The sequence below is a fragment of the Bacillus sp. REN10 genome (genome assembly GCF_016820555.1).
Lineage (GTDB): Bacteria > Bacillota > Bacilli > Bacillales > Domibacillaceae > Bacillus_CE.
In genome coordinates this window covers 25,644-38,214 of the sequence record NZ_JADHDW010000019.1, presented here as the reverse complement: position 1 = coordinate 38,214, position 12,571 = coordinate 25,644, and the positions used below count along the sequence as shown (strand labels likewise).

The window sequence follows — 12,571 nt, the reverse complement described above, 5'->3', positions numbered from 1 at the left end:
GATGAGCGGCATATCGTTCTCTCATTTTGTATTTATCCGTTAGTAAATCGATCAGGCCCTGCCCTTGGGAAGGCAGGTTCAGTGTTTCATTTACATAACAGCTCGTCGGTACACCTAGATCATTGGACATCGTCATCGAACCGACTACATTGTAATGACGGGCGACTCGTTCCGCTCCGATGAAATCTGTTGTATCGACGCACTCAAAATAGTCGGCTTTGCTTGCTCCGATGCACGTTGGGTCACGATCAATGACCACCACTTTCATTCCAAGCGCTTGTGCTCGCTCAATCGCTGGCAACTGCATGATGCTCCCACCGACTACTAAAAAATTCTTCATCCACCTCAGCTCCTCTTTTTTACTGATTCGACAAATTCCGGGGCGTGACAGGCACCTGTCGATATTCGGGGAAAAAGCTGGCTTGTTCGCCTTGTATGGTGTTTGTTTTGGCATCGGCTAGTTGGTTGTAAATGGCGTGGTTGTGAATTTTTTTGCCGATGCAGAAGTGCTTTTCTGTAGTTGAGAATTGTTGTTTGTATTTGTAGAGGGAGTCGCCTTTTTCTTTGCCTCCCCCGTGGTCGATGATACGATAGCCGTTTCTTTTCGCCCATAGGATGCACTCATAGCGCAAATGGCAGTTTGGGCATAAGTGTAAGTACTGTTTGAAAGAAGCACTTAAATGAATTGTGACGAACCCTTCGCTTTTTAATAATAGATTGGCAGAAATCACTCGCCCTTCATACAGGGCAAAAGCTAACATGATATGATCTTGAAGCGCAACAAAATACGCTTGAAAAAACGGCAACGAAAAATAATAAAAAGAAGACGCTTGCTTCTTATCCATCGTTTCTGTGTAAATATCATAAAAAATCAAGATCTCCCTCGGACCGATGTCCTTGCCGTCAACGAACTGTATCTCCACTTCATTTCGCTTGCTCTTTTTAATCCGCCGCTTTTTGCTCGCCCCTACCTCACTCCAAATAGCTTCCTCCGTTTTCGCCACATCATTGTAAATGACCTCTCCGATGGACGTGACATGGATATAACGCGCTAATCCGGCGTCTGTTTCTAAATACGGATGAAAACGAATAAACTCACTGACAATACGCTCCGCTTGACAATAGCGCTCAAACTCAGCTCGAAATTCGCGAATAAAACCATCGTCTTCTTTCAGTCGGCTGAGCGAATATAATGGGCCACCATAACCATAAGGAGTGACGATATCATAGTATCCGCTGTCTTCTATGTCCCGTTTTAAAAAAGGATAAATCACAAACTCCTCACTAGACCGCTCATACACAAATAACTGCGCCTTCCCCTCTCCCCTCTCCTCATACATTTGCACATATTGCGGAAGATAGAACGGATCATATGTTTCACATGCCGTGACAAAATCAAGCCATGCGTCCTTGTGCTGCAAGTCAAAGATTTTGTAATTGACGTTTACTTTAATCATGAAATTTTTCCGCTCCTTCTTGGGTCATTCCCGTATACATTTTCACGCCGGAGAATTTTCTCAATCGTTAAAAAAATAATTTTCATATCCAGCCATAAGCTAAAATGCTGAATATAATTCAGATCATATTCAATCCTTTCATCCCAGCTCAACGCGTTTCTGCCCATCACTTGCGCATATCCGGTAATCCCCGGCAACATGTGAAAGCGCCTTTTTTTCTCTGGGGAATACTCCTCAAACTTGCATGGATAATACGTCACTGGAGGACGCGGTCCGACAAAACTCATCTCTCCTTTTAAAATGTTAAAAAGCTGCGGCAACTCATCAAGACTCGTCATTCGCAAAAAGCGGCCGACCTTTGTAATGCGCTCATCATCCGCATCTTGAAACAACCCATTGCCTTTATGTTCTGCCCCCACGACCATTGTCCGGAATTTATAAATGTGAAACACGTTCCCGTTTTTCCCAAGCCTAGCTTGTTTGAATAAAATCGGTCCCTTAGAAGTAGCTTTAATACAACATCCAATGACGACAAACAGCAGCGATAAGACAATGATGCCGATGAAAGCAAATAGAACATCGAGTATTCGTTTGATCAATAATTGAGCAGCCATTAGACGATCCCTCTTTTTTGGAATAAATGACAAACAGAATCAACAATATCAATCACGCGGTCTTGATCTCGCTCGGACATGCTCGTTCCAGACGGCAAACAAATCCCTTTCGCAAATAGCTGATCAGACACGCTTTTATACTCTAGATGAGGATAATACCGGCAATGTGAAAAGACAGGCTGTGTATGAAGCGGCTTCCATACTTGCCGCGCTTCAATATTTTCCTTTTCTAATGCTTGAAGGATCTCTTCAACTTGCCCTTCTCCCTCAACCGTCAGAGCCGTTAACCAGCGATTTGATTTCGTGCCTGCGAGTTCCGGCATAAATTGAATACGCTCAATATGACGAAGATATTCTTTATAACGAACAAACAGAGCACGCTTTGCCTCGACTCGCTCGTCTAGCACCTGTAATTGAGCAATGCCGATCCCCGCTAGTACATTGCTCATGCGATAATTGTAGCCAATGGCTTGATGTTGATAAAAGGGAAGCGGATCACGCGCTTGAGTGGCTAAATATTTTGCACGATGGATCCGTTCGGCATCATCAGATACGAGCATGCCGCCGCCGGAAGTCGTAATAATTTTGTTGCCGTTAAATGAATAAATGCCAAAAGTGCCCAAGCTACCGCTTTTTCTTCCTTGATATTCAGATCCTAACGATTCAGCTGCATCTTCAATCACCGGCACATTGTATTGCTGGCAAATCGCTAAAATATCATTCATTTTGGCGCTTTGCCCAAATAGATGGACAACAATTACTGCTTTTGGGAGCTGCCCGTTCTTCTTTGCCTCATGTAAAGCCCGCTCTAAAGCCAAAGGAGACATATTCCAGCTGTCTTCCTCTGAATCAATAAAGACTGGCTCGGCTCCGATATAAACAATCGGATTCGCGCTAGCAACGAACGTCAATGTCGAGCAAAATACGGTATCCCCTTTTTGAACGTTCAACAGTAATAAGGCTAAATGAATAGCGGCTGTTCCAGAACTCACAGCAGCGCTGGCATTCGTTTGTATATACTTAGCCATGTTTTCTTCGAATTTTTGAATATTTGGCCCTGCTGGAGCAATCCAATTCGTCGCAAATGCCTCATTCACATATGTTTGTTCCTTTCCACTCAAATGGGGAGGAGAGAGAAAAATTCTCTTTTCGTTCACTGTGTATGCACCTCTTTTTTACGTATTAATAGCCACTGGCTTCTGAGGGATGATCTCGCGATGATGAGCAATATCTAGCAATAGCTGAGCGAGTATCTGACTGTCCATCATCATAAATGTAGCTAGTAAGTAATGAATACTTTCCATGTCTTGTATCACAGATTTACCGATGTGAATTTTCGGGTGAATTTGCTGTTCGTGAATTTCATTGGCGTCTAATAGTTCTTCATACAACTTCTCTCCTGGCCTCATTCCGGTAAAATGGATGTCGATTTCTTCCGTTGTAAAACCGGACAATTGAATTAAATTTTTCGCTAAATCCACAATCTTCACCGGCTCTCCCATATCTAGCACAAAAATCTCGCCGCCGTTCGCCAATGTCCCGGCCTGAATCACGAGCCGGGACGCTTCCGGAATTGTCATAAAATAACGTTCCATTTCCGGATGAGTCACCGTGACAGGTCCGCCTTTTTCAATTTGCTTTTTAAACAAGGGAATGACACTGCCTCGACTGCCGAGTACGTTGCCAAATCGGACTGCAACAAACTTCGTCTTTGCCTGACCGTTCATATTTTGTACAATCATTTCAGCGACTCGTTTCGTCGCTCCCATGACGCTTGTTGGGTTCACCGCCTTATCGGTGGATACCATGACAAAGCTCGCCACTTCATGCTCGGCAGCGGCCTCCGCCACATTTTTCGTGCCGATGATGTTATTTTTGACCGCTTCATGGGGGTTGTTTTCCATTAAAGGAACGTGCTTATGAGCTGCGGCATGATAGACAATATTCGGTTTGTATTGTGCCATCACTTGCTTCATTCGCTCCCGATCTTGAATATCTGCTATGACAGGAAGAATATGTATTTCACCTTTATATTTTTCCTTTAGCTCCATCTCGATCATGTAAATGCTGTTTTCTCCGTGTCCTAGAAGGATCAGTTGGGCGGGATGGAACTGAGCGATTTGCCGGCAAATTTCTGAGCCGATCGAGCCCCCCGCTCCCGTCACAAGCACCACCTTGTTCTCAATACTTTGTGCAATCTCATCCGTAGCCAGTTCTACTGGTTCCCTTGCAAGCAAATCCTCTGGACAAACATCTTGCCGCTGATGGACAGACAGTTTCCCAAGAATCAGATCTTCTATTTTGGGAATGATTTGCGTTTTTCGATTGGTTTGCAAGCAAGCTTGGTAAATAGGCTGAATCTCTTGTTTCGTGAGCGAAGGAATGGCGATAATAATATGTTCGATACAGTAAGCTTGAACGACTTCCTGAATATCGGCGATGGTTCCTACTACAGGAACAGCTAATATTTCGAGCCGTTGCTTTCTTTGATCATCATCCACAAAAGCGACAGGCAATAATTCCGTCTGATGCTCTCTTTGTAGCTGACGAACGACCATCGCTCCTGCTGCGCCGGCTCCGACAATTAATGTTCGTTTTTTATTTTTTTCCGGTAAGAGAACCATATCGCGCAGCACGCGAATCGAAAAGCGAGAGCCTCCAATAAGCAGCATAAGAGCCATCCAGATGACAACATATAAAGGAGCATTCACTTGTTGAGTAAGGATAAAATGAATGGCGATCGTGCTGACAATGGATAATGTGATCGTCTGGAAGAGCACGATTAACTCTCCAATACTCGCAAATGACCATGACTTCTTATATAAATGACTTCTTGCAGCAAACAACTGATAGCTGACCACTAATGCAGCCACCGTCGTTACAAATGGTAAACTAGTAAACTCAAACGATCCGCCAACCACCAGCTGCCCAACCACTACTGCTGCAAGAGCCAATACCACATCCATTCCCACCAGCACAGCTACCCGTCTTCGATAAGTCACCCTTGCTCCCTCCTTTTATTTGACAAGTACCAGCCCCCTTAATTTTGTCGAACACACAAACAAGAGGTACTTTCGTAGCATACGATCATTCTCTAATGGCATAGGAAATCATTAGTATTTATTTTAACAACAAATCTTCGCTTCCGTTCAATATAGAAAACGATTTGTTCTCTATAGAGAATATTATAAAGACCCCCCTTTTATTTGTAAACACATTCTTTTTTCGGGGGGTGACAGGCACCACCCGAGTTTTGTCGAAAAAGCCACGGGATCGTCGAGGCGATGCCGTGGCTTTTTTGGTTTCTATTTAATTGTGTTCGTTTGCTTGCCCGCATTCATCCTAGTAGCTATGTTAGCCAAGCTGCTGTTCACACCAGGCGGTTAGCTGCCGCTCGAATACGATATTATCTTCTTTTCGCCGCTTTTTCGGCCCTTTCAACCGCCCGCCGGCTTGGCGAATTTTCTTCGCTGTATGCCGGCTATCCAGTAGCTGATCAATATTGTCCGCTGTGTAGCTTCGTCCATTTTGATCGATCGCTGCTCCCTTCTTCGCCAGCACCATCGCTGCCAAGCCGTAATCTTGTGTGACGACGAGATCTCCTTTTTCCACCCGATTCACAAGAACGAAGTCAACTGCATCCGCTCCCTTTGATACGATGATCGTCTCGGCCCCTTCACGCGCCATATGATGCGCCGTATCACAAAAAAGCAGTACCGAAAGACCAAACTGCTTGGCCACCTTGCATGCCTCATCCACCACCGGGCAACCATCCGCATCAATTAATATTTTCATCCATAACACCTTCTTTTTTTCATTTCTGACAAGATTTTTTCACATGAAAGTTGAAATGCTTCAGCAAAATCATCATACTTTAATAAAAAAACTGCTATAATTCATTATAGTGAAAATGTGAAAAGGAATGATAGAAGTGACTGATTATCGTCAATTTTACGATCAGCTACAAACTGTGGTGAATAAAGAGCATGTTCACCTTGATGAATATTTAAAAGATCATACGTACACCAAACTAGGGGGAAAAGCGGATTTATTCGTCACGCCATCGACGTATGAAGAAGTGCAAAGTGTGGTAAAGTTCGCTAATGAGAGCAAAATCCCTCTAACGCTTTTGGGCAATGGGTCAAACTTAATTGTCAGAGATGGCGGCATTCGCGGCATCGTGATGAACTTGGAATTTTTAAATAAAATTTATGTTTCAGAGAATGATATGCTCGTTGCTCAAAGCGGGGCAGCAATTATCCAAGCCTCTCGAGAAGCGCTACAAGCGAAATTAACTGGACTCGAATTTGCGTGCGGCATTCCTGGCTCAGTCGGAGGCGCGTTATTTATGAATGCCGGAGCATACGGCGGAGAGATTAAGGATGTCCTTGATTATGCGATCGTCGTGACTCGAGAAGGCGAACTGTTAAAGCTTGCAGCGACAGAGCTCGATTTATCTTACCGCACAAGCAACATCCCAGCGAACGGATACATCGTGCTCGAAGCAGGATTCCAATTAAAACCGGGAAACTACGATGATATTAAAGCAGTGATGGATGACTTAACGAACCGAAGAGAAACGATGCAGCCGCTTGAGTATCCATCTTGCGGAAGCGTCTTTAAACGCCCACCTGGATATTACGCCGGCAAGCTCATTCAAGACAGCGGCTTGCAAGGAACGCGAATTGGTGGGGCGGAAGTTTCCACTAAGCACGCGGGCTTTATCGTCAACATCGACAATGCGACGGCGAGCGACTATATTGCGCTGATTAAGCATGTGCAAAAAACGGTGAAGGAAAAATTCAACGTCGACTTAGAACGTGAAGTAAAAATTATCGGGGAAAACGAATAATTTTTTAAAAGAGGCGTCTCCTGTTTCAGCGGGAGGCTTCTTTTTTATTTGGAAAGCGAAAGCTCTTTTTCAAGCAGCCAATCGTTGATCATCTCGCAATATTGCTGCTCCTGTTCTTTTTGAGTGCCAGAGTAGCCGACGAGGATGGGGTCAAGGTTCATGTAAGGGGGCATTTGTTCATCACTAGCGGCAGCATGGTAAAATGAATAGCTGCTCCACGGATAAAGTTCGGGGCGGTCGACCATGTGAGCGGCGACAGGATTCAAATGAATGTAGCGACTGACGCGAAGCATTTCCTCATAGTCATAAATCACTTCGGCGAAAAAGCGTTTTTCAAATACATGGCCGCTCACGTTATAGCGGGTATTGAAATAATTCGCAAACCGTTTGTTGAGCAGAGACATGACTTTTGAAATCGGTTGTTTTGTTGAGCGTAGTTGCAAGTGAAAATGATTCGTCATTAAGCAATAGGAAGCGAGTTCGAACGAGTGGGTTTCGTGGAGCTGATGGAGAATATGGAAGAAGGCTTCGAAGTCCTCGGAGCAATAAAACAGCGGATCGCGGCGATTTCCGCGGGAGACAATGTGATAAAACTTTTCCGGAATCCACGTTCTTCTCTTTCGCGGCATGTTATGTTCGTTCCTTTAGAGAGAAATTTTGTGAACAGGAACCGTCAGAGCCAGAGGAAAAACCAGTAGCAGTGGGCGGACAATAAGACAGCGAAAGAAAATGAGACAACAACATCACGATCAATAACCTCCTTAATCATTAGACAACATACAAGCCAAAACGACCCGTCCCTCAACCTATTAGACAACCCCCTCTCCAAACCCTTCCCACCAAGAAGAAATTATTTCGACAAAAACCGGGGCGTGACAGGCACGCCCCGTATGCTACACTTGTTTTGTAAAGGGGGTAAGGTGAATGAAGAAGCGAATGACGTTTACGGTGCCGATTATGGTCGTGGTCGCGATTTTAGCCACATGGAGACTGGAGAAGGATTTCTCGATGATTGACTGGCAGACGCGCCTACTAATCACGGCTGGCGCTGTCATCTTATCAGGTGTCATCTCCTTCTTTTTACTAGGCAACAACGGAGAAAAAATCGACCCGCAGCCAACGAAAAAGAAATAAAATCGACAAAAACCGGGGGGTGCCTGGCACCCCCCGGTTTTTCTATTTTGGTACGGTTTTGAGGTTAGCGAGTATGTTGTATACGAAGAGGAGGATGCCGAGTGTCGTCAGTGTGGATCCTAGCGCTACCCAAAGTGTGAAGCTGTCGTCTTTTGTTGCAAGAAGGAAGGTTAAGGCAATCATCATAATAGGAAGGCCGATGTTGTGCAGCCAATAGTGAGCTTTGGCGATCTTTCCAAATGTAAGTGACGGAAATAGATAATAAATAATACCCGCAAACATGAACGCTACCCAGCCAAGTAAAAGCAAGTGAACATGAACTCCCGTTAACGTATACGTGTGCTGAATGGACATATAGTAACCAAGCAAAACGCCTAAAGCAAAATACACCACAGCAATCTTGATGAATTTCACAGCCATGTTGATCCCTTCTTTCTAAAAAATAATAAAACTCCCTCCCTGCTTTCAATATATGAACAAAAAGAAGTAACCAACCCAAAAACTCTGCGACATATTTCATCCGCAGAGCTTTCGACGAAACCCGGGGCGTGCCAGGCACCTAGGCAATATATTCGTCTGTACCGATGTCTTCGGCTGCTTTTTTGCTGTAGTATTTGCCTTTTGTAGCAATGGCGAGTGCTATTGTTAGGATGAAGGCGAGGATGGCGGCGAAGAAAGCGGCGACGTTTTGCAGAAAGACTCCCATGTATCCGAAGGCCGCAATCGATCCGACCACACTGGCGATAATCAGGGAGCCGACACCGACCGGATTCCAAGCGTATAAATATTCTTGCCGATGTTCAAAGTATCTTGGCCCAATTTTTAGCATTCTCTTCACGACGACCGCATCTGATAACAGCACGGCTGCCCATGATAAAAGAAACACACCTTGGAACGTGAGCAAGCTTCCAATATGATTGATCACACCGCCTAGCATTAAAACAATCGCCACAACGGATGTAAACACCACCCAAAAATTGCGGCTCGGCTTGAAATTGAATACGTTTTCAAAAAAGTTAGCTAATGATAACGAACTGCTGTATAAGTTGGTAATATTAATTCGCAATTGTGTCAAAATGGTAAATAGCGCACCACCAATTCCAAGAATTTGTACGAAATAAATCCCCGGATTCTCTTCTCCCATTTGTACACCGAACCAAACACCAATGCTTCCCATCACTAAGAAACAAACTAACTGCGGCAAAAAGCCAACCGCAAATACCCCAACTTTAAACTCCTCTTTTTTAATAAATCTTGCGTAATCCGACACGAGTAAGGCCATAATCCCAACGAGCCCATTCATAATTCCGATACAAGCAAGCAGCGAAGCCCCACCCACTTCTCCCCCTTCTGGAAGAAATGTCCATATACTACCTTCAAACGTTGAATTTTTTGAAACAAGGAAAAATCCTGCCCCGAGCAGTAAAACAAACAGCGGCAACGACCATTTCTGCAGCTTGTCTAACTGCTTAATTCCAAACCAATTCAGTGGAATCACGATCAAACCGAAGAACACCATCAACCCCCAAACAGGGATAAAAGGCACATATTCATGAACCGCCGCTGCCATAATGGACCCTTCAATCGCACAATACATAATGAAATTCGTGGCATATATTAATGAAGTAATCGAAGCACCAAAGTAACCAAATCCTCCACCCCGGGCCATTAAATTCACATTCAACCCAGACTTCGCCGCATAGTAGCAAATACCTATTCCTAATACTCCAGCTACAATCGTGGCGTACACTTCGGCAATCAATGCATTAACTGCACCAAATTGTATCGCCATTAAACTGCCCATTTGAATGAACAGCATTGCCGTAGCCACCCCTAAAGTAACATTAGTAATGCTCAACCAGCTCATAGACCGCCCCTCAACAGGCACTTTCTCTAGAGCAAAATCATCCTTCTTCTCCTCATGAGGCTTTAAAATTTCAACCATCTGAGACTCCCCCTTTGTTTTTTGACTTGTGACTGATCCCCCTAAAATGTCAACTTCTCCCTTGTTCAGCTAACCGATTGTCAAAAGCTTACGATCGTTGACGAATATATATAAGCAAATGTTGTGCCAAAATAGTGAATTTTCTAAAAAATTAAACACCACCGCCTTCTTTCTACACTTCCGCTTGCTTTTCCTCACCTAAAACACTGCAAAACTACAAGTCCACTTGCAAAACTGCAACAAAAACAAAGAAATAGCCCGTGCACATCATGGACGAGCTCTCGACAAAATCCGGGGCGTGACAGGCACCTGTCGACAAAGCTCGAGAAATTACATGTAAAAGTTACTTAATTCATGGTAAAATAGTCTTAATAACAGCAAAAAAGGGGGCTTGTTTCATGCAGTTTAAAAGTGTAAAGATGAGAACGTTAGTATTCATGTTGCCTCTGTTAATTTTTATTGTGGTATCCATTATGTTGTTAACGTATTGGAAAACAAAAGACGCTCTAGAAAAAGAAATTCAAACGAGCATGGAAAATAAATTGGACCATTCAATTGAAGCGATTGAAAACGATTTAACGACCCATGCGAAAATTCCCGAATTAATTGCTAGAGAGCTAGATATTGTCACAAACACGTTAACGGTGAAGCAATATGAAGAAATTGTAAAGAAGTCATTTGCGACCCATGATAGCTCGTACGGTGGCGGTGTATTTTTTGCCCCTTACACCTATAAAAAAGATCAAAAATTCTTTTCTACTTATGCGTATAAAGAAGATGGCGGTATGAAAACGACCGATGTTTATAATGATCCGAGTTATAATTATCCGAGCCAAGAGTGGTATACAATTGGTGAAAACACGCAAAAAAGCACAGTCTTTTCTCCTGCATATTATGATCAAGCGCTTAATGTATCCATGATCACCGTCACGGCTCCTTTCTATAACAAAGACAACCAATTTTCTGGTGTCGTAACGGGTGATATCGACTTAAGTAATTTGAAATCGCTAGTGTCTCATTTAAAAGTCGGAAAAACGGGCCATGCTTTCTTGCTCGATCAAAAAGGAAATTTTTTAGCGAGTCCTCATCAAGAAGAAACGATCGACCTACAAATAGAAAATCATCCCAACCAGTCGCTTGCTGCTATTGGAAAAGATCTAACAGCTAAAGAATCAGGCCAGCTACAATATGAAGATAAAAATGGAAAAAACCAAATCTTTTTTAAAAAAATTCCTGAAACGGGCTGGACCATTGCACTTGTTGCTCCTGAAAAAGAACTGTATGGCAGCTTAACAAGTTTAATCAAATTGCTAATTGTCGTTTCAATCATCGGACTTGCTCTCATTGTTGGACTGATTCTCTTCTATACAAACGGGATTGTGCGAAACATTAAAGAAGTAAATCGTTTAGCTGAAGCGGTTGCAGAATGTGATTTAACGCAGTCCATTGACTCCAAAAGCCAGGATGAGTTTGGCCAAATGATCGGTTATTTAAATAAGATGAAGGATAATTTAACGAATATCGTTTATCAGTTAAATGATCAAGCAAGCCAAGTGGCCGCCACGAGTGAAGAGTTATCTGCGAGTGCGATGCAAACAAGTAAAGCCACCGAGCAAATTTCCAGCTCCATTCAGGAGATGGCTCACGGAGCAGAAGTTCAAGCCTCAAACGTCAGCTCATCTCATGAAGTGATGATCGATATGGTTGATCAAATGGAACAAGCAAGAACATCCGTCTCCTCCATCACTGAGGCGATTGAACAGACAAATTCAAAAGCCGAATTAGGCTACAGCAAAATTACTGAATCCTTGAAACAAATTCAACATATAGATGAAACTCAATCAGCCACAGCAAATAAAATGAAAGAGCTCGGGCAAAAATCGACAGAGATCGGGAAAATCATCGACTTTATTACAGATATTTCTACAGAAACCAACTTACTTGCATTAAACGCGGCCATTGAAGCAGCTAGAGCCGGAGAGCACGGAAAAGGGTTTGCCATTGTCGCCGATGAAGTGAAAAAATTAGCTGAGCAATCCGCTCAAGCAGCAGACAGTATTAAAAGCTTAATAACAGACATTCAAACCGTTTCAATGAATGTCACGGAAGCAATGAATACAAGTACAGATGCGGTCAAACAAGGACTAAGTTTATCCAATGAAACGGGTGTATATTTTAACGATATCGTAGAAATGATCAAAGAAGTGAAAGAACAATCTACAGCGGTATCGACGATGATCAAGCAAGTCACCAACAGTACACAGAAATTAACGCAAGGAATGGACGAGATTCATCAACTGGGCATCCAATCCGCCGCGAATACTCAAAACGTGGCAGCAGCGGCCGAAGAACAAAACGCGGCGATGGATGATATCTCCGCTAGCGCCCATGCATTGAGCCAGCTAGCAGACGAACTACAGGCATCCGTTAATCGCTTTAAAATGTAAACAATCCATTTAAAACTCCTCTCCCTTCTTTGATAAAACGGAGAGGAGTTTTTATTGAAATTCGACAAAACCCGGGGGGTGACAGGCACCGCCCGAAATATGGTAGACTAGTATAGTGTATG

At 43.5% G+C, this 12,571-nt stretch carries 12 protein-coding genes; 3 read left to right on the top strand and 9 right to left on the bottom strand.

Annotated elements, in window-relative coordinates; all coding sequences use genetic code 11:
* The 6 genes from IRB43_RS16590 to IRB43_RS16565 form a co-directional block, all read right to left on the bottom strand.
* Nucleotides 1-340: ATP-grasp domain-containing protein (locus IRB43_RS16590; RefSeq protein WP_203364592.1), on the bottom strand; the 340-nt coding region annotated here is incomplete at its 3' end.
* A 19-nt stretch (nucleotides 341-359) separates the two neighbouring features.
* On the bottom strand, nucleotides 360-1,457 hold the full coding sequence (locus IRB43_RS16585) for a GNAT family N-acetyltransferase (RefSeq protein WP_203364591.1): 1,098 nt from the start codon (nucleotides 1,455-1,457) through the stop codon (nucleotides 360-362).
* Nucleotides 1,454-2,071, bottom strand: a complete 618-nt coding sequence (locus IRB43_RS16580; protein ID WP_203364590.1) for a sugar transferase — start codon at nucleotides 2,069-2,071, stop codon at nucleotides 1,454-1,456. The genes IRB43_RS16585 and IRB43_RS16580 overlap by 4 nt, the downstream gene beginning before the upstream one ends.
* Nucleotides 2,071-3,228 carry an aminotransferase class I/II-fold pyridoxal phosphate-dependent enzyme gene (locus IRB43_RS16575; protein ID WP_203364589.1) on the bottom strand — a complete coding sequence of 386 codons (1,158 nt, stop codon included), beginning with the start codon at nucleotides 3,226-3,228 and terminating at the stop codon, nucleotides 2,071-2,073. Before IRB43_RS16575 ends, IRB43_RS16580 begins: the two co-directional genes overlap by 1 nt.
* A gap of 18 nt (nucleotides 3,229-3,246) precedes the next feature.
* Nucleotides 3,247-5,073 (bottom strand): SDR family NAD(P)-dependent oxidoreductase, encoded by a 1,827-nt coding sequence (locus IRB43_RS16570; RefSeq protein WP_203364588.1) that lies wholly within the window; start codon nucleotides 5,071-5,073, stop codon nucleotides 3,247-3,249.
* Between the two features lie 352 nt (nucleotides 5,074-5,425).
* Entirely contained in the window at nucleotides 5,426-5,866 is a 441-nt protein-coding gene (locus IRB43_RS16565; protein ID WP_203364587.1) for a YaiI/YqxD family protein, read from the bottom strand.
* Between the two features lie 136 nt (nucleotides 5,867-6,002).
* Between IRB43_RS16565 and murB the strand changes: the two genes are divergently transcribed.
* Nucleotides 6,003-6,923 carry a UDP-N-acetylmuramate dehydrogenase gene (gene murB, locus IRB43_RS16560; RefSeq protein WP_481748163.1) on the top strand — a complete coding sequence of 307 codons (921 nt, stop codon included), beginning with the start codon at nucleotides 6,003-6,005 and terminating at the stop codon, nucleotides 6,921-6,923.
* A 44-nt stretch (nucleotides 6,924-6,967) separates the two neighbouring features.
* Here murB and IRB43_RS16555 read toward each other — a convergent pair whose 3' ends face one another.
* On the bottom strand, nucleotides 6,968-7,552 hold the full coding sequence (locus IRB43_RS16555) for a transposase (RefSeq protein ID WP_203364585.1): 585 nt from the start codon (nucleotides 7,550-7,552) through the stop codon (nucleotides 6,968-6,970).
* Nucleotides 7,553-7,847: 295 nt separating this feature from the next.
* Here IRB43_RS16555 and IRB43_RS16550 point away from each other — a divergent pair, with 295 nt between their 5' ends.
* On the top strand, nucleotides 7,848-8,057 hold the full coding sequence (locus IRB43_RS16550; RefSeq protein WP_203364584.1) for a hypothetical protein: 210 nt from the start codon (nucleotides 7,848-7,850) through the stop codon (nucleotides 8,055-8,057).
* A 42-nt stretch (nucleotides 8,058-8,099) separates the two neighbouring features.
* Here the strand turns inward: IRB43_RS16550 and IRB43_RS16545 are convergent, their stop codons facing one another.
* The gene (locus IRB43_RS16545) at nucleotides 8,100-8,477 is read right to left on the bottom strand and encodes a cbb3-type cytochrome c oxidase subunit I (protein WP_203364583.1); all 378 of its coding nucleotides are present in this window, start codon (nucleotides 8,475-8,477) and stop codon (nucleotides 8,100-8,102) included.
* A gap of 139 nt (nucleotides 8,478-8,616) precedes the next feature.
* A complete protein-coding gene (locus tag IRB43_RS16540; protein WP_203364582.1) occupies nucleotides 8,617-10,002 on the bottom strand; it encodes a purine-cytosine permease family protein in 1,386 nt (461 codons plus the stop codon).
* A 398-nt stretch (nucleotides 10,003-10,400) separates the two neighbouring features.
* Between IRB43_RS16540 and IRB43_RS16535 the strand changes: the two genes are divergently transcribed.
* Nucleotides 10,401-12,449: a methyl-accepting chemotaxis protein gene (locus IRB43_RS16535; protein WP_203364581.1), complete on the top strand. Its 2,049-nt coding sequence runs from the start codon at nucleotides 10,401-10,403 to the stop codon at nucleotides 12,447-12,449.
* Nucleotides 12,450-12,571: the final 122 nt, after the last annotated feature.